At 70.6% G+C, this 26,928-nt stretch carries 28 protein-coding genes; 11 read left to right on the top strand and 17 right to left on the bottom strand.

Annotation, left to right across the window (positions count from 1 at the left end):
• Positions 1–5: 5 nt before the first annotated feature.
• The 7 genes from ACQPZ4_RS12340 to ACQPZ4_RS12310 all read left to right on the top strand — a co-directional run bounded on the left by ACQPZ4_RS12340 (position 6) and on the right by ACQPZ4_RS12310 (position 4,490).
• A complete protein-coding gene (locus tag ACQPZ4_RS12340) occupies positions 6–971 on the top strand; it encodes a hypothetical protein (RefSeq protein ID WP_433059240.1) in 966 nt (321 codons plus the stop codon).
• Positions 972–2,165, top strand: a complete 1,194-nt coding sequence (locus ACQPZ4_RS12335; protein WP_433059238.1) for an adenylosuccinate synthetase — start codon at positions 972–974, stop codon at positions 2,163–2,165.
• Between the two features lie 86 nt (positions 2,166–2,251).
• Positions 2,252–2,662 (top strand): hypothetical protein, encoded by a 411-nt coding sequence (locus ACQPZ4_RS12330; RefSeq protein WP_433059235.1) that lies wholly within the window; start codon positions 2,252–2,254, stop codon positions 2,660–2,662.
• A gap of 197 nt (positions 2,663–2,859) precedes the next feature.
• Positions 2,860–3,507: an RNA polymerase sigma factor gene (locus ACQPZ4_RS12325; protein ID WP_433059232.1), complete on the top strand. Its 648-nt coding sequence runs from the start codon at positions 2,860–2,862 to the stop codon at positions 3,505–3,507.
• On the top strand, positions 3,497–3,688 hold the full coding sequence (locus ACQPZ4_RS12320) for a hypothetical protein (protein ID WP_433059229.1): 192 nt from the start codon (positions 3,497–3,499) through the stop codon (positions 3,686–3,688). Before ACQPZ4_RS12325 ends, ACQPZ4_RS12320 begins: the two co-directional genes overlap by 11 nt.
• Before the next feature lie 300 nt (positions 3,689–3,988).
• Positions 3,989–4,123: a hypothetical protein gene (locus ACQPZ4_RS12315; RefSeq protein WP_433059227.1), complete on the top strand. Its 135-nt coding sequence runs from the start codon at positions 3,989–3,991 to the stop codon at positions 4,121–4,123.
• Positions 4,124–4,280: 157 nt separating this feature from the next.
• Positions 4,281–4,490 carry a hypothetical protein gene (locus ACQPZ4_RS12310; protein WP_433059224.1) on the top strand — a complete coding sequence of 70 codons (210 nt, stop codon included), beginning with the start codon at positions 4,281–4,283 and terminating at the stop codon, positions 4,488–4,490.
• On the opposite strand, the gene ACQPZ4_RS12305 is transcribed toward ACQPZ4_RS12310, so the two are convergent.
• Both ACQPZ4_RS12305 and ACQPZ4_RS12300 read right to left on the bottom strand, forming a co-directional pair.
• Positions 4,484–5,842 (bottom strand): bifunctional 3-(3-hydroxy-phenyl)propionate/3-hydroxycinnamic acid hydroxylase, encoded by a 1,359-nt coding sequence (locus ACQPZ4_RS12305; RefSeq protein ID WP_433059221.1) that lies wholly within the window; start codon positions 5,840–5,842, stop codon positions 4,484–4,486. The genes ACQPZ4_RS12310 and ACQPZ4_RS12305 overlap by 7 nt on opposite strands.
• 36 nt (positions 5,843–5,878) lie before the next feature.
• A complete protein-coding gene (locus ACQPZ4_RS12300; protein ID WP_433059218.1) occupies positions 5,879–7,270 on the bottom strand; it encodes a cellulase family glycosylhydrolase in 1,392 nt (463 codons plus the stop codon).
• A 148-nt stretch (positions 7,271–7,418) separates the two neighbouring features.
• Between ACQPZ4_RS12300 and ACQPZ4_RS12295 the strand changes: the two genes are divergently transcribed.
• Positions 7,419–7,913 (top strand): ferritin-like domain-containing protein, encoded by a 495-nt coding sequence (locus tag ACQPZ4_RS12295; protein ID WP_433059215.1) that lies wholly within the window; start codon positions 7,419–7,421, stop codon positions 7,911–7,913.
• On the opposite strand, the gene ACQPZ4_RS12290 is transcribed toward ACQPZ4_RS12295, so the two are convergent.
• From ACQPZ4_RS12290 to ACQPZ4_RS12275, 4 genes are read right to left on the bottom strand one after another with little or no spacing between them, the layout of a single operon-like run.
• The gene (locus tag ACQPZ4_RS12290; RefSeq protein ID WP_433059212.1) at positions 7,910–8,674 is read right to left on the bottom strand and encodes a putative protein N(5)-glutamine methyltransferase; all 765 of its coding nucleotides are present in this window, start codon (positions 8,672–8,674) and stop codon (positions 7,910–7,912) included. The genes ACQPZ4_RS12295 and ACQPZ4_RS12290 overlap by 4 nt on opposite strands.
• Positions 8,671–9,312 (bottom strand): LuxR C-terminal-related transcriptional regulator, encoded by a 642-nt coding sequence (locus tag ACQPZ4_RS12285; protein ID WP_433059209.1) that lies wholly within the window; start codon positions 9,310–9,312, stop codon positions 8,671–8,673. Before ACQPZ4_RS12285 ends, ACQPZ4_RS12290 begins: the two co-directional genes overlap by 4 nt.
• Complete coding sequence (locus ACQPZ4_RS12280; RefSeq protein WP_433059206.1) at positions 9,264–10,553, bottom strand: sensor histidine kinase; 1,290 nt, start codon at positions 10,551–10,553, stop codon at positions 9,264–9,266. Before ACQPZ4_RS12280 ends, ACQPZ4_RS12285 begins: the two co-directional genes overlap by 49 nt.
• A 49-nt stretch (positions 10,554–10,602) precedes the next feature.
• On the bottom strand, positions 10,603–11,214 hold the full coding sequence (locus ACQPZ4_RS12275; RefSeq protein WP_433059203.1) for a pyridoxamine 5'-phosphate oxidase family protein: 612 nt from the start codon (positions 11,212–11,214) through the stop codon (positions 10,603–10,605).
• Between the two features lie 78 nt (positions 11,215–11,292).
• Between ACQPZ4_RS12275 and ACQPZ4_RS12270 the strand changes: the two genes are divergently transcribed.
• Positions 11,293–12,633 carry an aspartate aminotransferase family protein gene (locus tag ACQPZ4_RS12270; protein ID WP_433059200.1) on the top strand — a complete coding sequence of 447 codons (1,341 nt, stop codon included), beginning with the start codon at positions 11,293–11,295 and terminating at the stop codon, positions 12,631–12,633.
• A 121-nt stretch (positions 12,634–12,754) separates the two neighbouring features.
• Here ACQPZ4_RS12270 and ACQPZ4_RS12265 read toward each other — a convergent pair whose 3' ends face one another.
• The 11 genes from ACQPZ4_RS12265 to ACQPZ4_RS12215 all read right to left on the bottom strand — a co-directional run bounded on the left by ACQPZ4_RS12265 (position 12,755) and on the right by ACQPZ4_RS12215 (position 24,500).
• A complete protein-coding gene (locus ACQPZ4_RS12265) occupies positions 12,755–14,890 on the bottom strand; it encodes a hypothetical protein (protein ID WP_433059197.1) in 2,136 nt (711 codons plus the stop codon).
• A gap of 303 nt (positions 14,891–15,193) precedes the next feature.
• A complete protein-coding gene (locus tag ACQPZ4_RS12260) occupies positions 15,194–15,451 on the bottom strand; it encodes a PspC domain-containing protein (RefSeq protein WP_433059194.1) in 258 nt (85 codons plus the stop codon).
• A gap of 119 nt (positions 15,452–15,570) precedes the next feature.
• Entirely contained in the window at positions 15,571–16,212 is a 642-nt protein-coding gene (locus tag ACQPZ4_RS12255) for a hypothetical protein (protein ID WP_433059192.1), read from the bottom strand.
• A 58-nt stretch (positions 16,213–16,270) separates the two neighbouring features.
• Positions 16,271–17,398 carry an ABC transporter substrate-binding protein gene (locus tag ACQPZ4_RS12250; protein WP_433059189.1) on the bottom strand — a complete coding sequence of 376 codons (1,128 nt, stop codon included), beginning with the start codon at positions 17,396–17,398 and terminating at the stop codon, positions 16,271–16,273.
• A gap of 10 nt (positions 17,399–17,408) precedes the next feature.
• The gene (locus tag ACQPZ4_RS12245) at positions 17,409–18,155 is read right to left on the bottom strand and encodes an ABC transporter permease (RefSeq protein WP_433059187.1); all 747 of its coding nucleotides are present in this window, start codon (positions 18,153–18,155) and stop codon (positions 17,409–17,411) included.
• The gene (locus ACQPZ4_RS12240) at positions 18,152–18,832 is read right to left on the bottom strand and encodes an ABC transporter ATP-binding protein (RefSeq protein WP_433059184.1); all 681 of its coding nucleotides are present in this window, start codon (positions 18,830–18,832) and stop codon (positions 18,152–18,154) included. Before ACQPZ4_RS12240 ends, ACQPZ4_RS12245 begins: the two co-directional genes overlap by 4 nt.
• A gap of 74 nt (positions 18,833–18,906) precedes the next feature.
• Positions 18,907–19,767: an ABC transporter permease gene (locus tag ACQPZ4_RS12235; RefSeq protein WP_433059181.1), complete on the bottom strand. Its 861-nt coding sequence runs from the start codon at positions 19,765–19,767 to the stop codon at positions 18,907–18,909.
• Positions 19,764–20,759, bottom strand: coding sequence for a TIGR03842 family LLM class F420-dependent oxidoreductase (locus ACQPZ4_RS12230; protein ID WP_433059178.1), 996 nt, complete (start codon positions 20,757–20,759; stop codon positions 19,764–19,766). Before ACQPZ4_RS12230 ends, ACQPZ4_RS12235 begins: the two co-directional genes overlap by 4 nt.
• A 4-nt stretch (positions 20,760–20,763) precedes the next feature.
• A complete protein-coding gene (mmsA, locus tag ACQPZ4_RS12225) occupies positions 20,764–22,248 on the bottom strand; it encodes a CoA-acylating methylmalonate-semialdehyde dehydrogenase (protein WP_433059175.1) in 1,485 nt (494 codons plus the stop codon).
• 9 nt (positions 22,249–22,257) lie between these two features.
• The gene (gene hydA, locus ACQPZ4_RS12220; protein WP_433059172.1) at positions 22,258–23,667 is read right to left on the bottom strand and encodes a dihydropyrimidinase; all 1,410 of its coding nucleotides are present in this window, start codon (positions 23,665–23,667) and stop codon (positions 22,258–22,260) included.
• Positions 23,664–24,500, bottom strand: coding sequence for a nitrilase-related carbon-nitrogen hydrolase (locus ACQPZ4_RS12215; protein ID WP_433059170.1), 837 nt, complete (start codon positions 24,498–24,500; stop codon positions 23,664–23,666). Before ACQPZ4_RS12215 ends, hydA begins: the two co-directional genes overlap by 4 nt.
• 226 nt (positions 24,501–24,726) lie before the next feature.
• Here ACQPZ4_RS12215 and ACQPZ4_RS12210 point away from each other — a divergent pair, with 226 nt between their 5' ends.
• Both ACQPZ4_RS12210 and ACQPZ4_RS12205 read left to right on the top strand, forming a co-directional pair.
• Entirely contained in the window at positions 24,727–26,040 is a 1,314-nt protein-coding gene (locus ACQPZ4_RS12210) for an aminotransferase class I/II-fold pyridoxal phosphate-dependent enzyme (RefSeq protein ID WP_433059167.1), read from the top strand.
• 114 nt (positions 26,041–26,154) lie between these two features.
• Positions 26,155–26,922 carry an SGNH/GDSL hydrolase family protein gene (locus tag ACQPZ4_RS12205; RefSeq protein WP_433059164.1) on the top strand — a complete coding sequence of 256 codons (768 nt, stop codon included), beginning with the start codon at positions 26,155–26,157 and terminating at the stop codon, positions 26,920–26,922.
• Positions 26,923–26,928 lie beyond the last annotated feature (6 nt).

The following is a 26,928-nucleotide window of genomic DNA, read 5'->3' as shown; positions in this document are numbered from 1 at the left end:
TTGTCATGGGAAGTGGGACCTGGTCGACCGACGTCTATGACGCGGCGGACCGTTACCGGCGGGCGACGGGGACGAGCGCGTTCGCGTACAGCGACTCCGGTGCCCGTACCGTCCACAAGGGACTCGACCCGAAGGGCGTGACGGCGCGGGAGAGCCGCGACTCGGACGAGCACCCGGACTCCGTCCCGATCGCGGTGCTGTTCGACGTCACCGGGTCGATGGGCTCGGTGCCGCGCGTACTGCAGCAGAAGCTGCCGCAGCTGCTGGGACTGTTGCTGCGCAAGGGATACGTGACCGACCCGCAGATCCTGTTCGGCGCGATCGGCGACGCGACCTGCGACCGCGTGCCGTTGCAGGTGGGCCAGTTCGAGTCGGACAACCGGCTCGACGAGGACCTGAGCCGCTTCGTGCTGGAGGGCGGCGGGGGCGGCCAGATGACCGAGTCGTACGAGCTGGCCATGTACTTCATGGCGCGGCACACCGCGCTCGACTGCTACGAGAAGCGGGGCAAGCGCGGGTACCTGTTCATCATCGGCGACGAGCAGGCCTACTCGCGGGTGAAGCCGTCCGAGGTGCGCGACGTGATCGGCGACCGGCTGTCCGAGCCGATCGCCCTGCGCGCGATCGTGGACGAGGTGCGCCGGATGTACGACACGTACTACATCCTGCCGGCGGGCTCCTCCTACGCGGGCAACACCGCGATCCTCGACTTCTGGCGCGACCTGCTCGGGCAGAACGTCATCGCGCTGGACGACCTCGACGCGGTGTGCGAGACGATCGCGCTGACCGTCGGGCTGGGCGAGGACAGCATCGACCTCGACGAGGGTCTCGCGGACCTGGGCGAGGTGGGCTCGGCCGCGGCCGGCTCGGTGGGCAAGGCGCTGTCCCGCATCGGCGGGGGCCGCGCGCCGCTCGCCCGGGGTGCGACGCCGTCGGATCTGGCCGGCCCGGTCAGCGTCGAGCGGCTGTAGATGCACTACATCGTCGTGGACCTCGGGTTCGGCGACTGCGGCAAGGGCACGACCGTGGACTACCTGTGCGCCACCCGCGACATCGACACCGTCGTGCGGTTCAACGGGGGCGCGCAGGCGGCGCACACGGTCGTGCTCGCCGACGGGCGGAAGCACACGTTCGCGCAGTTCGGGTCGGGCTCGTTGCGCCCGGGGGTGCGCACGTTCCTGTCGCGCTTCATGGTGGTGGACCCGCTGGCGCTGGCGACCGAGGCTTCGCACCTGATCTCGCTGGGCGTCTCGGACGTGTGGTCGCGGTTGAGCGTGGACCGCGCGGCGTTGATCTCGACGCCGTACCACCGGGAGGCGAATCGGGCCAAGGAGCTCGCTCGGGGTTCGTCTCGGCACGGGTCGTGCGGGATGGGCGTCGGCGAAGCCATGGCGTACGCCTTGGCTTACCCCGGTGACGCTCCGCGGGTTGGGGATTGTTCGGATTTGCCGGTTTTGCGACGGAAGCTGGCGTTGCTGCGTCAGCGACTCGGCGTCGACGGCGGCGGCCCGCCGATTTCTGCATGCCTGGAGGCCTTTGCCGGATTTGCGGCGACCGTGCGGTTCGTCGACGGGTTTCAGCCGGCGGGGTCGTGCGTGTTCGAGGGCGCGCAGGGGGTGCTGCTGGACGAGTGGCACGGGTTTCACCCGCACACGACGTGGAGTACGACGACGTTCGACAACGCCTTGTCGCTTTTGCCGGCCGGAGAGCGATTTGTGCGGCTGGGCGTGCTGCGGACGGTGACCACGCGGCACGGGGCCGGGCCGCTGCCGACCGAGGACGCTTCGCTGGATCTTGCGGACCCGAACAATCCGGCGAACGACTGGCAGGGGGCGTTTCGGTTCGGGCACTTCGACGCGCCGCTGCACCGGTACGCGCTCGACGTGGTCGGTGGGGTCGACGGGCTGGTGCTGACGCACCTGGATCTGCCGGTGGACACCATGTGCCACGAGTACCGCGGCGGCAATCCGCTGCGCGTGGGGCCGGCCGGGGATCTCGCGCGGCAGTCGGCGATGACTCGGGCGCTGGGCTCGGTCGAGCCGGTCTACGGGCGGGTCACCGACTGGGTCCGCGCCGTCGAGGAGTCGCTCGGGGCGGACGTGGTGCTCGAATCGTGGGGGCCGACCGCCGAGGACAAGAAGCCGTCCGGTCGGCTGACGTCCTGAACCTGCAACTCAGCTGCACCAAACCCGAACCTCAGCACGCTGTGTGAGGCTGCTCCCAACACACGGCGAGCGAACGGGGCGGCACGATGGGGCTGGTACGCGACGTACTCCGGGCGATCTCACTCGCGGCCGCGGCCGGGGTGGCCGTCGGCGGCGGGTTCGGCCTGCTGGCGCCCGCGGCCGCGGAGGCCGGCAGCACCACCCCCGCACCGGCCGCGGCCAGGGCTCACGCGATCGTCACCAGTGTCGACCTCCTCGGCTCGGAGCGGCTCGAAGTCACCGTGCGGTTCACCAACACCGGCAGCACCACCGAGCACGTGGCCGGCTTCGACGTGCTCGCCGACGGACAGCCCCTCGCGCACCAGGGCACGGCCGCCGCGCTCGACCTCCGCCCGGGCGCGAGCGCGGAGGAGACCGTGGCGTTCGCGGCGCCGCCCGTCACCGCCGACCTGGTCCTCACGCTGAGCGATGGCGAGCAGCTCGCCCTCGGCCTCTGACGGAAAAATCTTGAGCCGGATGGGAAATCTGGCCGCCGGCCGGCGTTGATAGGGGTGAGCGTGCGCCGCGAGGCGTGCGCTCGAGTGGACGCGTGTCCGCGCGTTCAGGCCCAGTCCCGTCGCTTGGTAGCAGCCAGGAGGCGAGACACCTCCCGCGTGAGCGGGCGGCGGGCCGACCCTGAGGGGGATACAGACCGATGGAACCGAATCCTTCCAGCCCGGTCGACCCGGTCGGTGGCTCGCTCCCGCGAGACGTCGGCAGCGCACCCGCGGGTGCCTTCAACCTCGATCCCCAGGCCCGGGACGCGAACTCGGGGATTGGGAGGACCTACATCACATGGCTGCAGCCCCGGCTGGAGCCCACCTGGAAATACGCGTGTTTTCGGTGCCGGAACGCATCCCTCGCCGACGACCTCGTGCAGGCCGTGTCCGAAAAGCTCTTCAAGATGTGGCCGAACGACATCGCCCGCCGCTCGATCAAGGAAGGTGACCTCGCCTACCTGCGGAAGGCGATCGACAGCGCCTACGTCGACTTCGGACGGAAGTGCTGGCGGGACGAACGGCGCGCGGACAAGCTACGCGGCAACGCGCTCGACGCACTTCGATCGACGATCGGCGGTCCCGACCTGGAGACCGTCTGGACGGTCCGGGATGCGGTGCGATCCCTCGAGGACGAGCAGCGCATGATCATTTACCTCGCGTACTACGAGGGACACTCAGTATCCGAGGCGGGCCGTCAGATCGGGCTCAGTGCCGGCAAGGCACATCGCGTGCATGAGAGCGCACTCAAGCGGCTTCGGTCGCTCCTGCAGCCAGACGCTACGGAGAAAGCGAGTGGACATTGAGAAACGCCTCTTCGAGGACGCCGAGTCCTTCGCCGAAGAAGTGAAGAAAGGCTTCGATGCCACGGCGCTCCTCACCCGGATCGCCGAACGACTGGGGATCGAGCCCGAAGCGTCGATCTCCAAGATTCCACCGGGCAACGGACTCAAAAGGGCCGGCCTTTCGGTGGACCAAACTCGTTGACATTGCGCGGGAGGGCCTGAGGTCTCTCTCGACCGGACCGGTTTCGGGACGATGCGAGAGAGCGCCTCAGGCCCTCCCACCGGCGCGGAGGGCTCCACAATCGTCCGGCCGACGGCCGGACCACCGCCGTCGAGGATTCAGCGGCAACGCGGACGGCGATCGTCATCTGGACCTCAGGGTTAGAGCGGCCAGAACGCACACGGCACGGCTCCACGAGGGTTTCTGACCGAACCTGAAGGGAGAACGAAGTTGGTAGACCTGCCTGTCATCAGTCTCCGCCCACCGGGCTTGATCGTCGTGATGCTGTTCGTGCTGGTCGTGATCATGGCGATCCTCGCGGTGGCACCCGTGGCGGTCATCATGCCCATCCTGGGCCTCGCCGCGCCGACGAGCATCGCGTGGCACTGCCTGGTGCGAAGCGGACTAACCTCCTGATCGAAGGATGACGGGGAGTCCCTGGTTCTCGCCGGAACCAGGGACTCCCCCCATCTCACGCAACGCTCCGAGCCGCACTCGCTCGGCCGCCGAACGCGACGGACTCGTCGCACCAGCAATCAGGGCGAGCCGCAGCGGACCAACTCGGAGGTCGATCGTGCAGTACAAGATCGTGTTCATCGTCGTGACGGCGCTCGCCCTGGTGACGGTGCCGGCGATCCTGGCCGCGGTGAGCGTGGCCGTCGCGCACCTGGCCGGCATGCGCCGGGCCGCCACGGTCAGCCTGGCCTTCGGCGTCGTCGGCGCCGCGGCCGCGGGCATCATCGCCCTGGCGAGCCTGATCGCCGGTCTGGCGTTCCCTCACTGACTGCGGCGGGTCGCGAACACCACGCGATCCGGCCGCAGGACGATCTGGCGGCCGCGCATCCAGCGGCGCAGTGATCCGCGCGGGTCCACCTCGTCAGTGACGTTGACCAGGCGGTAGTGGTCGGGGAAATCGGACGGCTCGGTACCGGCGTACAGCACCGCCCAGCCGTCGCCCAGGACGTCGTCGAACTCGCGGGACGGCTGGGGCGCGAACGTGCCGGCCAACCGGCCACGGCCGACCCCGCGCAGCGCCGGCGACGTCGAGCGGAGCGCCAGGCCCTTCATCCCGGGCAGGCGCCACACCGAACCCAGCAACAGCCGCCGTACCGCCGCGGCTCGGTCCTGGCCGCCGGTCATCGCCCAGCCCGCCACGATGGCCAGCCGGATCTGGGCGCGGACGTGGGGGCGGCGCTCCCGTTCGTACGTGGCGAGCAGCGCCGCATCCCCCGCCGCCAGCTTCCAGGCCAGGTTGTACGCGTCGCGCAATCCCGCGCCCAGGCCCTGGCCGATGAACGGCGGGGTCTGGTGGGCCGCGTCGCCGAGCAGGAACACGCGGCCGGACTGCCAGGTCGAGGCCACGCACGCGCGGAACGTGTACTCCGCGCGGCGCACGATCCGCACCGGCACCGTTCCCAGCCAGGGGGCGAGCAGCGGGTCGAGGTCGAGGTCCGTCTCGCCGGGCAGGAGGCGGAACTCCCAGCGGTACCGGCGCGGGCCGAGCTCCATGAACGTGGCCGCGCGGCGCGGGTCGCACACCTGGTGGACGCCGCCCCACGTGCCCAGATCGCCGTCGCAGATCCCGTCGACGACCAGCCAGCGCTCCTCGAAGCCCAGGTCGACGAGCGAGGCGCCGATCAGGTCGCGCACGGTGCTGTTGGCCCCGTCGCAGCCGAGAACCGCCGAAGCCTCGACCGACCGAACAGTCCCATCCGGAGAGCTGTAGCGCACCGTCGGGAAGTCCACAGCGACAACGGTCCCCTCAACAAACGAGATCAAGGGATAGTCGGCCATCCGCAAGCGCAGCAGGCGTTCCAGGTCCGGCTGGTCGAACATGTTCGCCTGCGGATAGGCATGCGGGCCGCGCGTAGGATCGCGGTCGAAGGTGGCCATCACGCGATGCCGGGCGTCCAGCAGCCGCAGGCCCAGGCCCGGCCGGCTCACCGTCAAGAACTCGTCCGCCACGCCCAGGACGTGCAGGATCCGCATCACCTCGTCGTCGAGATGCACGGCGCGCGGCAGCGGATACGGCTCCGGATAGCGGTCCAGCACCAGCGACGCGACCCCGCGCTGGGCCAGCAGGATGGCCGCGGCCACGCCGACCGGGCCGGCGCCGACGATGACCACCCGCTCCACCCGCACAGGTTAGGCCATCGCCGGCACCGCCGCGGATCAGCTACACGTGCGGCCGTTCAGAGCAAAAGCTCCAGGAGCCGCGTTTGTACCGTTCCAGCTCGAAAGGAAGCCGAAGCTCACCGATCCCCCGGCGGGGATGCTCGCCGTGTAGCTGACGTTGGTGGCCGTGACGGCGGCCCCGGACTGGGCGTAGGTCGCGCCCCAGGCCTGGTTGAGCGCCTGGCCGTTGGCGAAGTTCCACTTCAGGTTCCAGCCGTTCACCGCGGCCGTGCTGGAGATCTTCACCTCGCCCTGGAAGCCCCCGGGCCACTGCCCCACGACCGTGTAGGTGACCTTGCAGCCGCCCGGCACCGAGGAGGGAGAAGGAGACGAAGAGGGGGAAGGAGACGAAGAGGGGGAAGCCGACGAGCGCGACGGCGAGGGTGACGAGGTGCCGCCGCCGTAGACCGACGCCTCGCGGGAGGTGGCCCTGATGCCGTTGGCGCCGTTGAAGATGCGGTCGCCCCAGCTCGTCAGCTGGGCCGGGTTGAAGTTGGTCACCATGTCGAGGTACTCGACGCCGCCGCCGTTGCCGCTCCACGACCACCCGAGGTAGCCGATGCGCTGCGACGTGGTCGTCGCCATGATGGTGTCCTCGTCGGGGTTGCCGTCGGAGTGGTTGAACCCGAACTCGCCCACCACGATCGGCAGCTTGGCCGAGATGAAGCGGTTGAGGTAGTCGTTGATCTCCGCGGCGGTGTCGAACACACCGTACATGTGGATGGAAAATACGGTGTTCTTCTGCGGGTCGGCGGCGAACACCGCCGCCGCGTTGTCGCGCATGGTGAACGACCAGTCCTGGCCCCAGTTCGGGGCGTCGACCATGATGGTGTGCTCGAAGCCGTTGGCCCGCAGGCGCTTGACGGCGTTGGCGGTGTCGGTGGCCCAGTTGGCGACCGTCGCCGCGTTGTTGCCGTACGGCTCGTTGCCGATGTTCACGATGACGTACTTCTCCTGGCCCACCAGCGCGCTCTTGATGGACAGCCAGTAGTCGACCGCTTTGTCCAGCGAGACCGCGGCGCCGGCCTCGCCGTAGCCGGTGGTGTCGTGCGCCTCGAGCACGCAGATGAGCTTGTTCGCCTTGCACAGCGACACGACGTTGGCCACGTCGGCGGTGTCGTTCTTGGCCCACTGGTCGCCGGTGGCGAGCACCACCCGCACCGTGTTCGCGCCCAGCGCCTTGATGTTCGCGAACGAGCTCGTCTGCGACTGGTACCACGTGTGCGCGTGACTGACGCCCCGCATCACGAACTCGTTGCCGTTGGCGTCGTACAGCCGGCCGTTGCTGACCGTGAACCCGGCGGCGGCCTGGGCGGGCTGGACGGCGACGAACACGGAGATCACGACGGCGAGCGCGGCGGTGGCGGCCAGGGCGATCCGTTTCCTCATGTTGAGCCTCCCTTCGTTGCCGGGCAATGTATTAACCGGTTCAGTAGGGGGTCAACGAACCACCCGCGGCCCACCCCGCCACCAGCGCAGAGGCCGTGAAAATTACGGGTAGTGCTCCGGCGTCCCCAATCGAGACAGGGAGAAGCGCATGCCAATGGACAACCCGGCCGACCTGTTCCTCTACGAGCTGTCGGGCATGTACGACGCCGAGCACAAGAGCAACCAGATGATCGGGGAGATCCTCGGCCGGACGGAGCAGAGCCCGCTCGCGCAGGTCCTGCGCGCCCAGCAGCAACAGGGGCAGCAGAAGATCCAGAACCTCGAGACGTGCTTCGCGATGATGGAGACCGAGCCCGAGGACGTGCCCTGCATGGCGATGGACGGGATGCGCGCCGAGTTCCAGGCGTTCGCCCAGCAGTCGCCGTCGATGGAGGCGATGGAGATCTACACCGTCGACGCCGAGACGCGCCTGGCGCACATGGGCATCGCGATGTACCAGGGGCTCATCGACAAGGCGCTGCTCATGGGCGAGCTGCAGTGCGCGCAGATTCTGCGCACCAACCTGGTGCAGAAGCAGGAGAACGCGGGCACGTTCGAGCGGATCAGCCACGAGCTCGGGCAGCGCGTGGCGATGAACGTCTAACGCGTCGCTACCACGACGTTGGTCTCCGATTCCTCATCGGTGACCGTGTACGGGTTCAGCCCGCCCGCGCGCAGCAGCGCGTGGGCGGTGCCGAGCTGCGCCGGGCCCGCCTCGGTCAGCAGCGCGCCGCCGGGAGCCAGCCATCGCGCGGCCTCGGCGGCGACCCGGCGCAGCACGTCCAGCCCGTCGGCGCCGCCGTCCAGGGCCGCGCGCGCCTCGTGCACGCGAAACTCCTCGGGCAGATAGGCGATCTCGGCCGTGGGCACATAGGGCACGTTCGCCAGCAGGAGGTCAACGGATCCGAGCAGCGCCGACGGTACCGCCGAAAAGAGATCGCCCACGAAGACCTCCGACGACACCCCGTCGAGGTTGCGGCGCGCACAGTCGACGGCGACCGGATCGATGTCGGTGGCCACCAGGCGCACCCCCGCGAAGCCGCGCACGACGACGAGCCCGAGGGCGCCGGTGCCGCAGCAGAGGTCCAGCGCCACTCCCCCGTCGCGCAGCAGCCCGCGGCCGGTCGCGGTGAGCAGCTCCGTGCGGTGCCGGGGTACGAACACGCCATCGGCCACTGCAAACGGTACACCGGCGAAAAACGCCACCCCGAGCACGTGTTCGAGCGGATGCCCGGCGACCCGGCGCGCGACCATCGTCTCCAGTTCGTCCACAGTGGACGCCGCGGCGAGCAGCCGGTCGGCCTCCTCCTCGGCGAACACGCAGCCGGCCGCGCGCAGGCGGGCCGTGAGCTCCTCGTGGTTCATGCGTTGAGGAAGGCCAGGACGGCGAGGACGCGCCGGTTGTCGTCCTCGGACGGGGGCAGCCCGAGCTTACCGAAGATGTTGTTGATGTGCTTGCCCACCGCCTTCTCGGTGACGAACATGCGCCCGGCGATCGCGGCGTTGGAGCGCCCCTCCGCCATCAGGCCGAGCACCTCGCGCTCGCGCGGGGTCAGGGCGCGGGTCGGTGCGCCGGCGTTGCGGGCCAGCAGCTGGGAGACGACCTCGGGGTCCATGGCGGTGCCGCCGGCCGCGACCCGGCGCACGGCCTCGACGAATTCGCCCACTGTGGACACTCTGTCCTTGAGCAGGTACCCGACGCCGCCGCGGCGGTCGGAGAGCAGCTCCCGCGCGTAGAGCTGCTCGACGTGCTGGGAGAGCACGAGCACGGGCAGGCCGGGGACCTCGGCGCGGGCGGCGATCGCGGCCCGCAGCCCCTCGTCGGTGAACGTCGGCGGCAGGCGCACGTCGACGACGGCCACGTCGGGCCGGTGCTCGAGCAGGGCGGCGCGCAGGTCGGTGCCGTTGTCGACCGCCCCGACGACCTCGAACCCGTACGCGCCGAGCAGGCGGATCAGCCCGTCGCGGAGAAGGGCGAGGTCTTCGGCGATGACAACACGCACGGCAGCTCCATCGTCAGCACGGTCGGGCCCCCGGGCGGGCTGTCGACGCGCAGGCTCCCGTCGAACGCGGACAGCCGGCGCTCGACCCCGGCCAGGCCGGAGCCGGACCGTGGGGCGGCGCCGCCGACGCCGTCGTCGCTGACGCTGCAGTAGAGGGCTCCCCCGAGGTAGGACAACGATACCCAGGCCGCCCGCGCGCCGCTGTGCTTGGCCACGTTGGCGAGGGCCTCGGCGGCGGCGAAGTACACGGCCGACTCGACCGGCGCCGGGGGCCGGCCCTCCAGGTCGCCCTCGACGACGACCGGCACCGGCATCGTCAGGGCCAGCGCGCGCAGGCCGCCGACCAGGCCACGCTCGGCCAGTACCGGTGGATGGATGCCCCGCACGAGGAGCCGCAGCTCGGCCAGGGCGAGCCCGCTGGCCTCCCGCGCCTCGGCGATGAGCTGCTGGGCGGCGGCCGGGTCGTGCAGCACCAGGTCCTCGGCCATGCCCAGGCTCATGCCGAGCGCCACGATGCGCGCCTGCGCGCCGTCGTGCAGGTCGCGCTCGATGCGCCGCAGCTCGGCCGCCTGCGCGTCGACGACCTGGGTGCGGGTCTCGGTGAGGCGGTCGACGCGCCTGGTGAGCACCGCGGCGCTGGTCGGGCCGAGCAGGCTCTGGTCGTACTTCGCGAGCGCCCACTGCAGCCACGGCGCGGCGTACAGGATGCCGGCCGCGATGAGCGCGCCCTGGAACGGCACGGAGCCCCAGCTGACCTGGTTCAGGGGCCACGTCACGCCGTAGCCGGTGTCGTCGCCCGAGGCCAGGTTGACGATGACGGGCAGGAGGATGACGCCCTGCAGGCCGTACAAGAGGAGGATGAAGGATCCGAAGCCGAACCCCAGGCCGAGGGGTGCGCCCCCGACCAGCCACAGCAGGTCGCGCCAGGTCGCGGGGTCGCGCACGAGCCACAGCCACCGCTTCGGGGTGCCGATCCAGGCTCCGTCGGGCCGCGGCCGGTACGGGCGGGGGATGTCCACGCCGCTCCACGCGCGGTCCAGCCGCCGGCGCAGGTCGGCGTAGGCGCGCACCAGCAGCTGCACGAGCGGGGCGAGCACGAGCCCGACGCCGAGGACCGTGGTCGCGAGCGAGATGAGGGTGAGCAGGACGAGTACGATGTGGATGGGTGTGCCGAGGATGCCGGTCACCGCCACCCGCGCGACGGCGACCAGCCCTCGTTTCGCGAACGGCCACGGCTTCATGCTCGCCATTCTGGCCGTTTCCGCACGTCGGCACAGTGGGGCTAAGCCCCTAATACAGGCCGCGGGCGTAATTGCTCTCCGCGTAGTACGCCTCGAGCTCCTCCACCGTCTCCGGCGTGTCCTGCACGCTCTTGACCAGGTTGGCGTGCGTCGGCAGCGCCTCCGGGGTCCACGACTCGGGCTTCCACAGCTTCGAGCGCATGAACGCCTTCTGGCAGTGGAAGAAGATGGTGTCGATGTCGACCACCAGCGCCATGATCGGCCGGTGCCCCTCGACGACGAGCTCGTCGAACCACGGCGCGTCGGTGAGCAGCCGGGCCCGCCCGTTGATCCGCAGCGTCTCCCGCCGCCCGGGGACCAGGAAGATCAGCCCGACGTGCGGGTTGGCGAGAATGTTGTGGAAGCCGTCGGCGCGCCGGTTGCCGGGGCGCTCGGGAATCGCGATCGTGCGCTCGTCGATGACATAGGTGAAGCCGGGCGGATCGCCCTTCGGCGACACGTCACAGTTGCCCTCCGCGTCGGACGTGCCGACGAGGACGAACGGGGACAGGCCGAGCCAGTCGAGATCGGTCTGGCAGAGGCGCTCGCGTTCCTTGCTGACGGCCCGGGGCATCGGCGACCCGAGCAGTTCCTCCAGTTCCCGCACCGAGGTGATCTGCATGGCGACAGGATACGTCCGGGAACATTTTGAAACAGAGCGGATATTGTACGGCGCGATGTGTGCCATTAGCGTCAGCCCATGACGGAACCACGCACCGACGCCTACCGCGACGACCGCGCACACGTCTTCCACTCCTGGTCCGCCCAGCGGACGCTCGATCCGGTCGTGGTCGAGGGCGGCCTCGGCGCCACCTTCTGGGACGAGGCCGGGACGCACTACCTGGACTTCTCCTCGCAGCTGGTCAACCTCAACCTCGGCCACCAGCACCCGCGGGTCGTGGCCGCGATCCAGGAGCAGGCCGCGCGGCTGTGCACGATTGCGCCGACCTTCGGCAACGCCGCGCGCAGTTCGGCAGCGCGGCTGATCGCCGGTGTGGCGCCCGGGGACCTGTCGCACGTGTTCTTCACCAACGGCGGCACCGAGGCGAACGAGCACGCGATCCGGATGGCGCGGGCGACCACGGGCCGGCACAAGATCCTTGCCGCGTACCGCTCCTACCACGGGGCGACCACCGGTTCGATCACGCTCACCGGGGATCCGCGGCGGTGGGCCAATGAGCCGGGTATGCCTGGCGTGGTGCGGTTCTTCGGGCCGTACTTCTATCGGTCCCCTTTCCACGCAGACTCGCTTGCCTCCGAGTCGTCCAGGGCCCTGGAGCACCTCGAGGAGGTGTTCATGCTGGAGGGGCCGCAGACGATCGCGGCGGTGATCCTGGAGCCGGTGGTGGGCACCAACGGGATCCTCGTGCCGCCGCCGGGTTACCTGGAGGGCGTGCGCGAGCTGTGTTCCCGGCACGGCGCGCTGCTCATCGCCGACGAGGTGATGAGCGGGTTCGGGCGGTGCGGGGAGTGGTTCGCGGTCGACCACTGGTCGGTGGTGCCCGATCTCATCACGTTCGCGAAGGGCGTCAATTCCGGTTATGTACCGCTCGGAGGCGTCATCCTCGGCCCGCGGGTCTACTCGGCTTTTGCGGAGCGACCGTTCCCCGGCGGGCTGACGTACTCGGGCCATCCGCTGGCGTGCGCGGCCGCTGTGGCGACGATCGGCGTCATGCAGGACGAGTCGATTCCTTCGCGGGTACGGGATGTGGGCGAGCGTGTCGTGCGCCCGCGCCTCGAGAAGCTGCGGGATCGCCACCCATCGGTCGGCGATGTGCGCGGGCTCGGCCTGTTCTGGGCCATTGAACTCGTACGCTCGAAGGAGACGCGGGAGATGCTGGTGCCGTACAACGCTTCTGGTGCTGCCGCCAAGCCGATGGCGGACGTGGTCGCGGCGTGCAAGGCGCGGGGTGTGTGGCCCTTCACCCACTTCAACCGCGTGCATGTGGTGCCGCCGCTGATCATCTCGGAGGAGGATCTGCTGCGCGGCATCGATGCGATCGACGACGCCTTGGACGTGGCGGACGCTTACGTTGCTTAGGGTTTCGGCGTCTTCGGCGGGCTTCCGGGCTTCGGCGCCTTCGGCGGGCTTCCGGGCTTCGGCGTGATTGGGGTGTAGGCACCCTGGTGGCGTTTGTTGGTTCGGAGCAGACTTCGTGGTGTCACTCGGCCAGGGCGGCGCGGAGGCCGGACAACTCCTCGGGCGCCCTGCGACGGGTTTCATCGAGCCGGCGGCGCAGTTCGCCCAGAGACTGCCGCTCCTGCTCGACCGCCTTGTCGGCCCGCTCGCGGGCACTCTGCAACCGCCCGTTCCGCTCGTTGACCTCCAACCGATCGGCAAAGATCCGCCGCACCCCGACGAACCCGAACACCAGCGCGAGGAGGACGAGCACGACCCCGAACCCGAACGGCACCGCAAACGCCAGCCCGAGCGCGACAACGGCCGCGCCGAACCAGGCGTACCGCAGCCAGACCTTGGAGGCCCCCACGGGATTACGCTCCTCGATCACCCGATAGACCGCATCCATGTCGGCGGGCGCCGGCCCATTGGCCCGCACCCGGACCGACTGCCGCTCAACGGCGATCGTCTGCTCCTCGGGCCCGGCGACCTCGGTCTCGGCGCGCAACGCCTCACCGACGGCGAGCAACCGCTCCTTGAGCACCCGCCGCGCCAACGCCTGCGGGCCCGGCGCCTCACCGAACGCGTCCTTCACCAACAGATCGAGCGGCAGCCCCACGGGATCGGACCACTTCACCGCGGGCGTGACCTCCCGATCGTCGATAACTGCCCGCAACTCCGCGATCCGCTGCAGCGTCGGCGCTTCCTCGGCGCTGCCCTCATCCACGAGCCCGGGCAACAGCGCCACCAACGCCGCCCGGCTGCCGTCACCAGCCCCATCGTCCCCCGCCGGCCGCGACCCGTTCGACCTGGCCCCGACGCCTACTCCGCCCGCGCCCGCCAGCCCCGACCCGTTCGAGCTGACCCCGACGCCTTCTGCACCCGCGCCCGCCAGCCCCGACCCGCCGCCGGCACCGTCCACGCCCGCCAGCCCCGACCCGTTCGACCTGGCCCCGACGCCTTCTGCACCCGCCAGCCCCGACCCGCCGCCGACACCGTCCACGCCCGCCAGCCCCGACCCGTTCGAGCTGACCCCGACGCCTTCTGCGCCCGCGCCCGCCGGCCCCGACCCGCCGCCGGCACCTTCCACGCCCGCCAGCCCCGACCCGTTCGACCTGACCCCGACGCCTTCTGCACCCGCCAGCCCCGACCCGCCGCCGACACCGTCCACGCCCGCCAGCCCCGACCCGTTCGAGCTGACCCCGACGCCTTCTGCGCCCGCGCCCGCCGGCCCCGACCCGCCGCCGACACCTTCCACGCCCACACCAGCTGGTCCCAACCCGGCGCCGACGCCATCCACACCTGTACCCGCCAGCCCCGGCCCGTCGGCGATGCCATCTCCGCCCGCAATCGGGAGCCCGGCCTCCGAGGCGACGGGGGCGGTCGACTCAGCCCACTGGCGCAGGGCGGCGAGCCGGGCCCCGGCGGTCAGCCCGGCAACAGCCTTCCGATCAGAAGAGGAGGACACACCGGTAACCGGCACCATCGACGGCAGCGCATGCACCCGATCGACGAGCCACCGGTCGAGCGACGCCCGCCGCTCCTCACCCAGCCCGCCAACCAAGGAGGCCAGCCGCCCGGCCACGACCTCGAGCGCCGCGTCACCCAGCAGCCCCTCGGCCGCAGCGGTCCAGATCCCCCGCTCGGCGGCGGTCAGCTGCGTGTCGGCCAGGAGTTCCGGAAAGGCGGCACTGACCCAGCGAACGTCGAGATCGGCGCCGGACATGACCATGAGCAGCGCGGTACGCCGGTGATCGCGAGCAGCGGCCCGCTCCAGCTCGGCCGAGGCATCGTCCCCGCGGGCAAGGGCGGCCAGCGCGGCGGCGGCGGGCGACAGCCAGTACCCGTCGACGTCCTCAACCGCAGCCGGCAGCGCAGGCGCAGCTCCGGCCCGGAAGGCGAGCACCTGCCGCATCCGGTACCGGGCGCGCGCCGCCTCGTCGAACCCGGCGAGCTCGGCCCGAAGGTCACTGAGCTCGACAAACGCGTCAAACGACGTAATCAGGCGGCTCAGGCGCTGCTCGATGGACCCCTGCACCCGCGACAGCTGCGACCGCAAAGCCCGGCTCTCGGCCCGCTGGTCGCTGAGCGAGAACTCGATCTCCCGAATCGCCCGCTGCTGCTTGAAGTCCTGCCAGCTGTCGCTGACCAGCCAATCCTGGAACGCGCTGTCCGCCACCGGGGACGACCTCCTGCCAATCGATCTCCCCGGCACGGTACCCACCGCGTGCCACTCCCGCAGATCAGCAGCCCCACCCGGGTATCGCGCCGCCCCGTGCGACGGTGCGCGGGGCGGTCGTGCATCGACGTTCGCGGCGCCACGCCAGGCGGTCGAGCCCGAGGCGACTTTGTGGCACCGAACATCCGGCCTCAGCCACGCGCAGCGCAGGCTTCACGGCCATGGACGCCGCCGCGGTGGTCGGGCTGGACGTCACGCGGCGCCGGGCGTTCAACAGTCGCGGCGCCGCGGGTTGGTGAGGGGTCAGGCGACCGGGGCCTGCGGCGTGATCGGCGTGACCGGGGCCACGGCGTCCTCCGACGGCATCAGGATCCACAGGATCGGGTAGATCAGGATCTGCGAGCCCGGGATCGCCAGCAGGATCAGCACGAACAGCAGCCGCGCCGGCCAGGGGTCGATGCCGAAGCGCTGGCCCAGGCCGGCGATCACACCGCCCAGAAGCCGGCCCTGCGTCGGGCGGACCAGGCCGTGCTGGCGCATCGAGCCGTAGACGGTTTCCATTGTCTTGCTCCCTTGTCGAGGTACCGAATGTGATGCCTCAAGCATGGGTCCGGCGACCACCACGACACATCAGGGAACGACCCCGGCCGAGCCCTGGCCGCTTCCACCTACGGGAGACCTCAGTCACGCACGCAGCTCCCGTCCGGCAGGTGACCCTGCAGGCTGTAGCCGCCACCCCCGGAACCGGCGGACTGGTAGCCGAGCAGGCAGGCGGTGCCGATCGGCACGCCGAACAGGATGGTGCCGTGCGGGGCCGGGTCGTCGTCGCGGGCCACCCGGACCACGGCTCCGGGGAAGCCGGCCCGCTCCAGGGCGAGCCGGATCGCCTCGGCGTCGGCGGGCGTCGGGATGCGGGCGCCGCCGCGGCCGGATCCGGTGGACGGCAGGCTCATGCACTGGGCGAACTGCCGGTTCACCACGCCGCGGTCCGGGTCGCCGCACAGGGCGGGGGAACTGGCCGCCTCCCGGGCCCGCTTGGCGTCCGGCTCCAGGACGTCGCGCTGCTCCTGGCTGAGGTCGCTGCGCCGGACGACGTCATCGATGAAGCGGTCGCAGTAGTCCTTGTCGGTGCCGAACTGCATGCACCCCACGTATTTCGGGGACGCCGACGGCACCGGTGCGCTGTCCAGGCGGGGAAGGATGAGGGCCGTCGCGCCGCCCAGAACGGTCAGGACCGCCACGATCACCAGGGCGACGACGCCCCACCGGGTGGCCGGCGCCCTGGGCGGCGCCGGCTCCGGAGTCGTGAGGTCGTCGGCCATGCGGGCAGTCTGCCAAAAGCCAGGCCGCTCCGCTGACCCCAGAGCAGCGCCCCGAGGGTCAGGCGCCGCCGGCGGTGAGGGTTACCGGGGTGGGGGCGAAGGACGAGCCCGTGGTGTCGATGCCCGCGGCCTTCGCGGCGTCCAGGGCCTTCTGCATGTAGTCGTTCGTGTACGCCTGGCCCTCGGGCTTCTTCTTCAGGACCGTGTCGCCCGTCTGGTTCTTCGTGGTCATCGAGATGTCGACCGTGCGCGTCCAGTCGGCCTCGTTGATCAGGCCGACGCCGCCGGTCGAGGGCCAGATGAGTTTGTTGACCTCGTTCATCTGCCACAGCTGGTGGGTCTTGCCGAGCTTCGAGCCCTTGGCCACCACCAGGTCGCGGCACTCTTCGGCGTGGTCGCGGCAGTAGGCCCAGCCCTTGATCGTGGCGGTCAGGAACTTCACGGTCTGGTCCTGGTACGCCTTGTCCTTGAGCTTCTCGGTGTTCGCCCACACCGCGTCCTGCAGCATCGACGAGCCTACGGTCTTCCAGTCGATGATCTGGAAGTCGGCCGGCTGGTACAGCTTGCCCGTGGCCGGGTTGGTGGCCTCCAGCAGCTGGGCGTACTCGTTGTACGACATGGCCTGGGCCACGTCGATCTCCTTCTTCAGCAGCGCCTGCATGTCGAACTGCTGCTGCACCAGCGTGACGTCCTTGCCGGGGTCGAGGCCCGCCTTGGTCATGCCGGCGAAGAGCTCGAACTCGTTGCCGAAGCCCCAGTTGCCGACTTTTTTACCCTTGAAGTCGGCCGGGGACTTGATGTTCGAGCTGGCGAAGGCGACCTGGTACGTGCCGGAGCGCGCGAAGATCTGGCCCACGTCCGTGATCCCGGCGCCCTGCTCGCGCGAGGCCAGGGCCTTCGGGACCCACGCCACGGCGTAGTCGGCCTTGCCCTGGGCGAGGACGGTCTGCGGGACGATGTCGACGCCGCCCTCGAGGAGCTGGACGTCGAGGCCCTGTTCCTTGTAGAAGCCCTTGTCGACCGCGGCGATGTAGCCGGCGAACTGGGCCTGGTAGAACCACTGCAACTGCAGCTTCACGGTGGTCATGCCGCCGGCGCCGGCGGGGGTGGTGGGGGACGTCGAATCAGCCGTGCCGCAGGCGGACAGGACGAGCCCGGCCGCGATGACAAAAGCGAACTTCCGCATAGAGAACCCCTCAGAAACGAGCCCAAGGCATGGCAAGACGTTCGAGCAGCAGCGTGGTCAGGTAGAAGACCAGGCCGAGGACGCAGGCGCCGAAGACGAAGGCCCACGCCCGGGGGTAGGCGGTGAACGCGGCCGCGGACGTGATCCGCGCGCCGAGGCCGTCCTGGAGACCGCCGAAGTACTCGGCGACGACCGCGGCGATGACCGCGAGGGACGAGGCCTGCCGCAGGCCGGTGAACAGGTGCGGCAGCGCGCCGGGGAGCCGGACCAGCCTTGCGAAGGTCCAGGAACCGGCGGCGTAGCTGGTCATGAGCTCGCGGTGGGTCGGGTCGACCTCCCGCAGGCCGCGCAGCGTGTTGATGAAGACCGGGAAGAACACGATGATCCCGGCGACCAGCCGGCGCGGCACGCTGCTGGTCGAGTCGAACATGTTGTTGAGGATCGGCGCGAGCGCGATGATCGGCAGCGCGTTCAGGACCGCGGCGAACGGCACCGAGACCTCGCTGAGCAGCCGCACCCTGCTTGTGGCAAGAGCGGCAAGAACCGCGGCGACGGTACCGCCGATCAGCCCCACGAGCGCGTTGGCCCCACTGGCCAGGGCCGCGTCGAGCACGTTGGAGCGCTGCTCGACCAGCTCGGCCCAGATCGCCGACGGCGCGGGCAGGATGAACGGCGCGATGCGGCCGAGCCGGACCGTGAGCTCCCACCCGGCAAGCGCGAGGATGCCGACGATCACCGGCGGCAGCACCCGTCTCATGACCGCAGCGCCTTGCGCACGGCGGTGACGTAGTCGAAGTACGAAGAAGACTGCCGGACAGCGTCGGTCCGTTCCCCCAACGAAATATCCAACACGGCCGTGATCCGACCGGGGCGGGCCGACATCACGACGACCTTGTCGGACAGGAACACCGCCTCGGAGATCGAGTGGGTGACGAACACGGTGGAAGTGCCGGTCGTCGCACAGATCTGCAGGAGTTCCGTCTGCAGCCGCTCCCGGGTCATCTCGTCCAGGGCGCCGAACGGCTCGTCCATCAGCAGCAGATTCGGGTGTACCGCCAAAGCCCGCGCAATCGCCACCCGCTGCTGCATGCCCCCGGAGAGCTGCGCCGGATAGTGCCCGCCGAAGTCCGACAGCCCGACGAGCGAGAGCATCTCCTCGGCCCGCGTCCGCCGCTGCTGCCGCGGGATCCTCCGCAGCTCCAGCGGCAGCTCCACGTTGCGCCGCACGGTGCGCCACTCGAAGAGGCCGGCCTGTTGGAAGGCGATGCCGTACTCCTGGTCGCGGCGCGCCTGCCCGGCGGCCTTCCCGGCCACGGTGACGGTGCCGGCCGTCGGCTCGATGAGGTCCGCGATGAGCCGCAGCAGCGTCGACTTGCCGCATCCGGACGGGCCGATCAGGGAGACGAATTGTCCACTGTCGACGGTGAGGTCCACATCGGATAGTGCCGCCACTTCGTCGGGGCGACCTGAGTTGAATACCTTGCTGACACCGGCGATCGACACCGCCGTCATACCACGTTCACCTCGACCCTACGACGATGCCGCATCAGGGGGATTTCGAGCAGACTCACAAAACCGGCGACGCACAGCCCGAGCAGGGCCGCGCCGAGCATCGCGGTGTAGACCTTCGCGGGGTCGGAGGTGGCCTCGCGGGCGTACTCGATGACGAGCCGGCCGATCCCGCCGCGGGTGCCGGTGGAGATCTCGCCGACGACGGCCCCGACGACCGCGGCCGCGCCCGCCAGCCGCAGGGCCGGGAACAGGAACGGCAGCGCCGAGGGCAGCCGGAGTTTCACGAACGTGCGCCACCAGCCGGCGGCGTAGCTGCGCATGAGCTCGACGCCGGCCGCCGAGGGCGACTGCAGGCCGCGCAGGAGCCCGACGGCGACGGGGAAGAACGCGAGGTACGCCGCGATCGTGGACACCGTCATCCAGTCCTGCCACGGATAGGGGCCGAACGACAGCGCCCCGCTCCAGCCCGCCACCAGCGGGGCGAGCGCCACCAGCGGCACCGTCTGGGACAGCACCACGTAGGGCAGCAGGCCCCGCTCGACGACCCGGAAGCGCTGCATGAGCGCCGCCAGCACGAACCCGATCACGACGCCGGCCGCGAAACCCACCGCCGTCACGCCGAGGGTGAACAGGCACGCGTCGAGCACCACGTGCCAGATCGGGCGGCCGCCGGTGAGCTCGGGCCGCGAGAGTCGCTGCAGCACACTGTACAAATGCGGCATGGAAAGGTCGTCGGCCCGCGGGAGGATGCGGACCCCGAAGACGGCGGTGCCCTCGTCGTTGCCGACCGCCTTGTAGCCCTCCCACAGGGCCACGAAGGCAACCACGCCGACGAGGGCGGCCAGGGCTCGTCTCATCTGACGGCCGGGATGATGTGCTCGCCGTAGGCGGCGAGCGTGGACTCCTTCGCGTCGTGCTGCAGGTACAGGGCGAACTGGTCCACGCCGAGGTCCTTGAGCTCGGCGAGGCGCTTGAGGTGGTGCTCGACCGGGCCCAGGATGCAGAACCGGTCGACGACCTCGTCGGGCACGAAGTCGGTGTGGGTGTTGCCGGCCCGGCCGTGCTCGGCGTAGTCGTAGCCCTTGCGGCCCTTGATGTAGTCGGTGAGCACGGTGGGCACGGCCCCGTCGGCGCCGTAGCGCTCGACGATGTCGGCCACGTGGTTGCCGACCATGCCGCCGAACCAGCGGGTCTGGTCGCGCTGGTGGGCGAGGTTGTCGCCGACGTAGGCCGGGGCGGCGACGCAGAACTTGATCGCCGCCGGGTCGCGGCCCGCCTTCTCCGCCGCCGCGCGGACCGCCTTGATCATCCAGGCCGCGATGTCCGGGTCGGCGAGCTGCAGGATGTAGCCGTCGCCGACCTCGCCGGTCAGCGCGAGCGCCTTGGGCCCGTAGGCCGCGACCCAGACCTCGAGCCGAGAGCCGGGCGCCCACGCGAATTGCAGGTCACGATCCCGCAGGTGTACCGCACGCCCGTTGCCGAGCTCGCGAATGACCTGCACGCACTCGCGCAGTTCGGCGAGCGTGGTCGGGCGCGAACCGAGCACCCGCACCGCGGAGTCGCCGCGCCCGATGCCGCAGACGGTGCGGTTGCCGTACATCTCGTTGAGGGTGGCGAACAGCGACGCGGTGACCGTCCAGTCCCTGGTGCCCGGGTTGGTGACCATCGGGCCGACCACGACCCGCTCGGTGTCGGCGAGGATCTTGCTGTAGATGACGAACGGCTCCTGCCACAGCACGTGCGAGTCGAACGTCCACACGTGGCTGAAGCCCGCCGCCTCGGCCTTCTTCGCGAGTTCGACCACGCCCATCGCGGGCGGGTCGCACTGCAGCACCACCCCTACGTCCATGCCGTCACCGCACCTTCGGGAAGCCGAGGTCCACCTCGGACGTGGCCGGGTCCGGCCAGCGCGAGGTGACGACCTTGCTGCGGGTGTAGAACTGGATGCCCTCCGGGCCGTACATGTGCAGGTCCCCGAAGAGCGAGGACTTCCAGCCGCCGAAGCTGTAGTAGGCGACCGGAACCGGCACCGGGACGTTGACCCCGACCATCCCGCAGACCACGTCGTACTGGAACTGCCGGGCCGCCCCGCCGTCGCGGGTGAAGATCGCGGTGCCGTTGCCGTACTCGTTGTCGTTGACCAGTTTGACGGCCTCGTCGTAGGAGTCCGCGCGCACGACCGACAGGACCGGGCCGAAGATCTCGTCGCGGTACAGCGGCGAATCCGGCGTCACCCTGTCGACCAGCGAGGCGCCGAGGAAGAACCCGGGCCCGCTGCTCACGGGAGCCTCGCGGCCGTCGACGACCACCTCGGCCGCCCCAGGCTCGGCGAGGTAGCCGGCCACCCGGTCGCGGTGCTCGCGGGTGATGAGCGGACCCATCTCGGCCGCCGGGTCGGTGGCCGGCCCGACCGCGATCCGGCCGATGCGCTCGCTGATCGCGGCGACGAGCGGGTCGGCGACCGCGCCCACCGCGACGACGACGGACACGGCCATGCACCGCTCCCCCGCCGAGCCGTAGCCGGCCGAGACCGCGGCGTCGGCGGCGGCGTTCACGTCGGCGTCGGGGAGTACCACCATGTGGTTCTTGGCCCCGCCGAGCGCCTGCACCCGTTTGCCCGCCTTGGTTCCGGCCTCGTAGACGGCCCGGGCGATCGGGGTCGAGCCGACGAAGCTCAGCGCCTGCACGTCCGGGTGCACGAGGAGCCGCTCGACGGCCTCGCGGTCGCCCTGCACGACGTTGAAGCAGCCGTCGGGCAGCCCGGCCTGGCGCAGCAGGTCGGCCAGCAGCAGCGCGGCGGACGGGTCCTTCTCGCTGGGCTTCAGCACGAACGTGTTGCCGCACACGAGCGCGTTGCAGAACATCCACATCGGCACCATCGCCGGGAAGTTGAACGGCGTGATGCCGGCGACGACGCCCAGCGGCTGGCGGATCGAGTACACGTCGACGCCGTTGCTGGCCTGCTCGCTGTAGCCGCCCTTGAGCAGGTGCGGGGCGCCGGTGGCGAACTCGATGTTCTCCAGGCCGCGGGCCAGCTCGCCCTCGGCGTCGGCGACGGTCTTGCCGTGCTCGGCCGAGACCAGCGCGGCGATCTCCTTGCGGTTGGCGTCGACGAGTTCGCGGAAGCGGAACATGACCTCGGCGCGGCGGGACAGCGACGCCGCCCGCCAGGCCGGGAACGCGGCCAGAGCGCTCGCCACGGCCGCGTCGGTCTCGGCGGCGGTCGCGGCGACGACGTACGCCTGCTGCTCGCCGGTGGCCGGGTCCCAGACCGGCAGCTGCCGCCCGCTGGTGCCGGCGACGGCCTTCCCGTCGACCCAGTGCCTGATCTCTCGCATGACAGGCTCCTAGATGAGGTAGTCGGACAGTCCGCGGCGGACGAACCGGCCGTGGCCCTTGGTGCCGTGGTACGTGTCGCCGGACACGAGCACGGTGCCGCGGGAGATGACGGTGTCGACCTTGCCGGCGATCTCGAAGCCCTCCCAGGCCGAGTAGTCCATGTTCATGTGGTGCGTCTCCACGCCGATGCGGGTGCGGGCCGCGGGGTCGTAGAGCACGATGTCGGCGTCGGAGCCGGGCGCGATGATGCCCTTCTGCGGGAAGAGGCCGAACATCCGCGCCGGGGTGGTGGCGATGGTCTCGACCCAGCGGGCGAGGGAGAGCTTGCCGTCGACGACGCCTTGGTACAGCAGGTCGACGCGGTGCTCGACGCTGCCGATGCCGTTGGGAATCTTCGAGAAGTCGCCGATGCCCATGTCCTTCTGGTCCTTGAAACAGAAGGGACAGTGGTCGGTGGAGACGACGGACAGGTCGTTGCTGCGCAGGCCCTTCCACAGGTCGGCCCGGTGGGTCTCGTGCTTGCTGCGCAGCGGGGTGGAGCAGACCCACTTGGCACCCTCGAAGCCGTCCGCGCCGAGCTGGTCCTCCAGCGTGAGGTACAGATACTGCGGGCAGGTCTCGGCGAACACGTTGCGGCCGAGGTCCCGCGCCGCGGCGACCTGTTCGAGAGCCTTGGATGCGGACAGGTGTACGATATAGAGCGGGCAGTCCGCGGCCACGGACGCCAGCCAGATCGCGCGGCTGGTCGCCTCGGCCTCCAGCGCCTCGGGCCGGGTGATGCCGTGGTAGATCGGGTCCGTCTCGCCGCGCTCCAGCGCCTGCTTGACGAGCACGTCGATGGCCGGCCCGTTCTCCGCGTGCATCATGATCATGGCGCCGTTGTCCCGGGCCTTCTGCATCGCGCGCAGGATCTGGCCGTCGTCGCTGTAGAAGACGCCGGGGTACGCCATGAACAGCTTGAAGCTCGTGATGCCCTCGCTGGCGACCAGCTGATCCATGGCCTTGAGCGAGTCGTCGTCGACGCCGCCGAGGATCATGTGGAAGGCGTAGTCGATGTGGCACTCGCCCTCGGTCTTGGCGTGCCAGGCGGCCAGGCCGTCCTGGACCACCTCGCCGTACCGCTGGATGGCGAAGTCGATGATGGTCGTGGTGCCGCCGAACGCCGCGGCGCGGGTGCCGGTGTCGAAGGTGTCGCTGGCCTTCGTGCCGCCGAACGGCATCTCCATGTGCGTGTGCGCGTCGACGGCGCCGGGGATCACGTATTTTCCGGTCGCGTCGAGCACCTCGAAGTCGCCCTCGACCGGCCCGTCGCCCGGCATGAACAGCGCCGAGATCTTCTCCCCGACCACGAGGACGTCGGCGGAGATCGGACCCTGCGGGCCGACCACCGTCCCACCCTTGATCAGCAAGCCCGTCACGGCTGAACCAGCTCCCCATAGGCGTCGGGACGGCGGTCGCGGTAGAACTGCCAGCGGTCGCGGACCGTGGCCAGCAGGTCCAGGTCCAGGTCGCGCACGATGAGCTCGGGGTTGTGGGCGTCGCCGACCTCGCCGACGAACTTGCCCTCCGGGTCGACGAAGTAGCTGGTGCCGTAGAAGTCGTTCTCGCCCAGGTCCTCGATGCCGGTGCGGTTGATCGCGCCGATGAAGTACTCGTTGGCGACGGCGCTGGCGGGTTGCTCGAGCTGCCAGAGGTACGCGGAAAGGCCCCGGCTCGTCGCCGACGGGTTGAACACGATCTGGGCGCCGTTGAGGCCGAGCGCGCGCCAGCCCTCCGGGAAGTGCCGGTCGTAGCAGATGTAGACGCCGACCTTGCCCACGGCGGTGTCGAAGACGGGGTAGCCGAGGTTGCCGGGGCGGAAGTAGAACTTCTCCCAGAAGCCCTTGACCTGGGGGATGTGGTTCTTGCGGTACTTCCCGAGGTACTTGCCGTCCGCGTCCACCACGGCGGCGGTGTTGTACAGGACGCCGGGCTGCTCCTGCTCGTACATCGGCAGGATCATGACCATGCCCAGCTCGGCGGCGAGGGCCTGGAAGCGCTCGGTGGTCGGGCCGGGGATCGACTCGGCGTACTCGTAATAGGCGGAGTCCTGCACCTGGCAGAAGTACGGGCCGTAGAACAGCTCCTGGAAGCAGATGACCTTGGCGCCCTGGGCGGCGGCCTGTCGCGCGTAGTCCTCGTGCGCCTTGATCATCGACTCCTTGTCGCCGGTCCAGTTGGTCTGGACGATGGCGGCGCGGACGATCGTCATGGCTACCCCTCTCTGGTCGGTCCACATTGGCCGGTGGCGGGGAGGTGCCCGGCGGCGGACCGACCTTGTTTCGGGTCAGATGCCGTAGGACACTAACGACACAAATCTAGGCGGACAATGGTCCCACCGTTACAGAATGTTTCGGAGATGTAATTTGCTGGCTCTGATCACGGGAGCGGTCGACGATCGCAGCGCCCGGGGAATCGCCGCTGCCGTCAGCCGCCTCGTGACCGCCGGGACACTGCCGCCCGGCACCCGCCTGCCGACCGTCCGCGACGTCGCCCGCGAGCTCGGCATCAGCCCCACCACGGTGAGCGAGGCGTGGCGCAGCCTTGCCCGCGCGGGGGCCATCCAAACCCGGGGCCGCTCGGGCACGTTCGTCGCCGGCCCGTCGGTGCCGCGGCAGCGCCTGCGGTACGCCCAGCTCGGCACCCGGGTCAGCGAGCTGCGCGGCGGCCCGGTGCACGACTACTCGACCGGCATCCCGGACTACGACCTGCTGCCGAGCCTCACCGAGGCGCTCAAGCGGATCGGCGACGCCCGGCTGACCACGTCGTACCTCGACGGGGCCGTCCTGCCGGGCCTGGAGGAGGTCCTGCGCGAGCGCTGGCCGTTCCCGCCCGAGCGGCTCACCGTCGTCGACGGCGCGATGGACGCCCTGGACCGGATCACCGGCGTCGTGGTCCGCTTCGGCGATCACGTGCTCGTCGAGGACCCGGCCTTCCCGCCGACGCTGGACCTGCTCGAAACGGTCGGCGCCACCGTCGTCGGGGTCGGCATCGACGAGCACGGCCTGCGCCCCGACGCGCTCAACGCCGCGCTGGCCTGCGAGCCGGTCGCCCTGTTCCTGCAGCCGCGCGCGCACAACCCGACCGGCGCGAGCATGACCGCGGCCCGCGCCGACAAGCTCGCCCGCGTCCTGGCCCGCCACCCCGGCGTCACGGTGATCGAGGACGACCACGCCGGCGCGATCGCCACCGCCCCGCCGGTCAGCCTCGGCCGCCGCCTGCCCGACCGCACGGTGCACGTGGTCAGCTTCTCCAAGAGCCACGGCCCCGACCTGCGGCTGGCGGCCATCGGCGGGCCGGCCTCGGTCGTCACCGCAGTCACCGATCGCCGGCTCCTGGGCCCGGGCTGGTCGTCCCGCCTGCTGCAGGCGGTGCTGCTGGAACTGCTGACAAACCCGGCAACGGTACTGCAAGTGTCCCAAGCCCGCGACGAGTACGCCCGCCGCCGCACGGCGCTGCTCGACGCCCTCGACGCGCGCGGCGTCACCGCCACCGGCGCCGACGGCATCAACATCTGGGTCGCGGTGGCGAACCAGCAGGTGGCGCTGCTGACGCTCGCCGCCCACGGGATCGCGGTGGCCCCCGGCGCCCCGTTCGAGGTGAGCCACCTGGACTCCGACCACGTGCGCATCACGGCCGGCCTGGTCCGCGACGGCTTCGACGAGCTGGCCGAGATCCTCGCCGAGGCGGCCGGCGGCGAGCTGCGCGGCAGCGGCCCCCGCGCCGCTTCGCACCCGCGCGGCTGGCGCTGATCTCCGCCGCGTCCCACCCGCGCGGCCGGCGCTGATCTCCGCCGCGGCCACGGCCCGCGCCGCCGCCTCCCACCCGCGCGGCCGGCGCTGATCTTCAAGGGGCATGATGGGCTCGTGCGGTATGTGGCGATCGGGGACAGCTTCACCGAAGGCATGGGCGACGAGCGCGCGGACGGTGTCCCCCGCGGCTGGGCGGACCTCGTAGCGGCCGGCGTCGCCGAGGCGACCGGCGAGACCGTGCAGTACGCCAACCTCGCCATCCGCGGCCGCCTCCTCGGCCCCATCCTCGACGAGCAGCTGGACGTGGCGCTGTCGCTGGACCCGACGCCGACGATGCTGTCGCTGAACGGCGGCGGCAACGACATGATGCGCCGCGGCACCGACATGGACCGCCTGCTCGAGCTGACCGAGATGGCGCTGCGCCGCACCACCGAGGCCGGCGTGCGGATGCTCCTGCTCAGCGGCGCCGACCCGTCCGAGCACCTGCCGTTCGGCAAGGTCATCCACCGCAAGGGCACGATCCTGTCGGCGGCCGTGACCGAGCTCGCCCAGCAGCACGGCGCCCTGTTCGTGAACATCTTCGGCGACGAGGAGATCCGGCACGCCCAGTACTGGTCGGGCGACCGCCTCCACCTCAACGGCGCCGGCCACCGCCGCGTCGCCGGGCTGGTCCTGACCGCCCTGGGCCACCCGACCACGGCCCACCGCGTCGACCCGGGCCCGAAGGCGTCCAGCGGCCTGCTGGCCGAGGCGAAGTACTACCGCGAGCACGTCCTGCCCTGGGTCACGCGACGCCTGCGGGGCCGCTCGTCGGGCGACGGGCGGGCCCCGAAGTACCCGGCCTGGACCCCGGTCGGCGCCTCAGCGGCCGCCGGAGCCTGACGGCGC

This window comes from Dactylosporangium sp. CS-033363 (genome assembly GCF_050942475.1).
GTDB lineage: Bacteria > Actinomycetota > Actinomycetes > Mycobacteriales > Micromonosporaceae > Dactylosporangium.
Note: the sequence above shows the minus strand (reverse complement) of the source record. Positions and strands in the feature narration are given on the sequence as shown.

Coding starts and splice junctions, on each gene's coding strand:
- ACQPZ4_RS12340 (WP_433059240.1), top strand. CDS start 6: ATGGGAAGTGGGACCTGGTCGACCGACGTCTATGACGCGGCGGACCGT.
- ACQPZ4_RS12335 (WP_433059238.1), top strand. CDS start 972: ATGCACTACATCGTCGTGGACCTCGGGTTCGGCGACTGCGGCAAGGGC.
- ACQPZ4_RS12330 (WP_433059235.1), top strand. CDS start 2,252: ATGGGGCTGGTACGCGACGTACTCCGGGCGATCTCACTCGCGGCCGCG.
- ACQPZ4_RS12325 (WP_433059232.1), top strand. CDS start 2,860: ATGGAACCGAATCCTTCCAGCCCGGTCGACCCGGTCGGTGGCTCGCTC.
- ACQPZ4_RS12315 (WP_433059227.1), top strand. CDS start 3,989: ATGCTGTTCGTGCTGGTCGTGATCATGGCGATCCTCGCGGTGGCACCC.
- ACQPZ4_RS12300 (WP_433059218.1), bottom strand. CDS start 7,270: ATGAGGAAACGGATCGCCCTGGCCGCCACCGCCGCGCTCGCCGTCGTG.
- ACQPZ4_RS12295 (WP_433059215.1), top strand. CDS start 7,419: ATGCCAATGGACAACCCGGCCGACCTGTTCCTCTACGAGCTGTCGGGC.
- ACQPZ4_RS12290 (WP_433059212.1), bottom strand. CDS start 8,674: ATGAACCACGAGGAGCTCACGGCCCGCCTGCGCGCGGCCGGCTGCGTG.
- ACQPZ4_RS12280 (WP_433059206.1), bottom strand. CDS start 10,553: ATGAAGCCGTGGCCGTTCGCGAAACGAGGGCTGGTCGCCGTCGCGCGG.
- ACQPZ4_RS12275 (WP_433059203.1), bottom strand. CDS start 11,214: ATGCAGATCACCTCGGTGCGGGAACTGGAGGAACTGCTCGGGTCGCCG.
- ACQPZ4_RS12270 (WP_433059200.1), top strand. CDS start 11,293: ATGACGGAACCACGCACCGACGCCTACCGCGACGACCGCGCACACGTC.
- ACQPZ4_RS12260 (WP_433059194.1), bottom strand. CDS start 15,451: ATGGAAACCGTCTACGGCTCGATGCGCCAGCACGGCCTGGTCCGCCCG.
- ACQPZ4_RS12255 (WP_433059192.1), bottom strand. CDS start 16,212: ATGGCCGACGACCTCACGACTCCGGAGCCGGCGCCGCCCAGGGCGCCG.
- ACQPZ4_RS12250 (WP_433059189.1), bottom strand. CDS start 17,398: ATGCGGAAGTTCGCTTTTGTCATCGCGGCCGGGCTCGTCCTGTCCGCC.
- ACQPZ4_RS12245 (WP_433059187.1), bottom strand. CDS start 18,155: ATGAGACGGGTGCTGCCGCCGGTGATCGTCGGCATCCTCGCGCTTGCC.
- ACQPZ4_RS12235 (WP_433059181.1), bottom strand. CDS start 19,767: ATGAGACGAGCCCTGGCCGCCCTCGTCGGCGTGGTTGCCTTCGTGGCC.
- ACQPZ4_RS12230 (WP_433059178.1), bottom strand. CDS start 20,759: ATGGACGTAGGGGTGGTGCTGCAGTGCGACCCGCCCGCGATGGGCGTG.
- mmsA (WP_433059175.1), bottom strand. CDS start 22,248: ATGCGAGAGATCAGGCACTGGGTCGACGGGAAGGCCGTCGCCGGCACC.
- ACQPZ4_RS12215 (WP_433059170.1), bottom strand. CDS start 24,500: ATGACGATCGTCCGCGCCGCCATCGTCCAGACCAACTGGACCGGCGAC.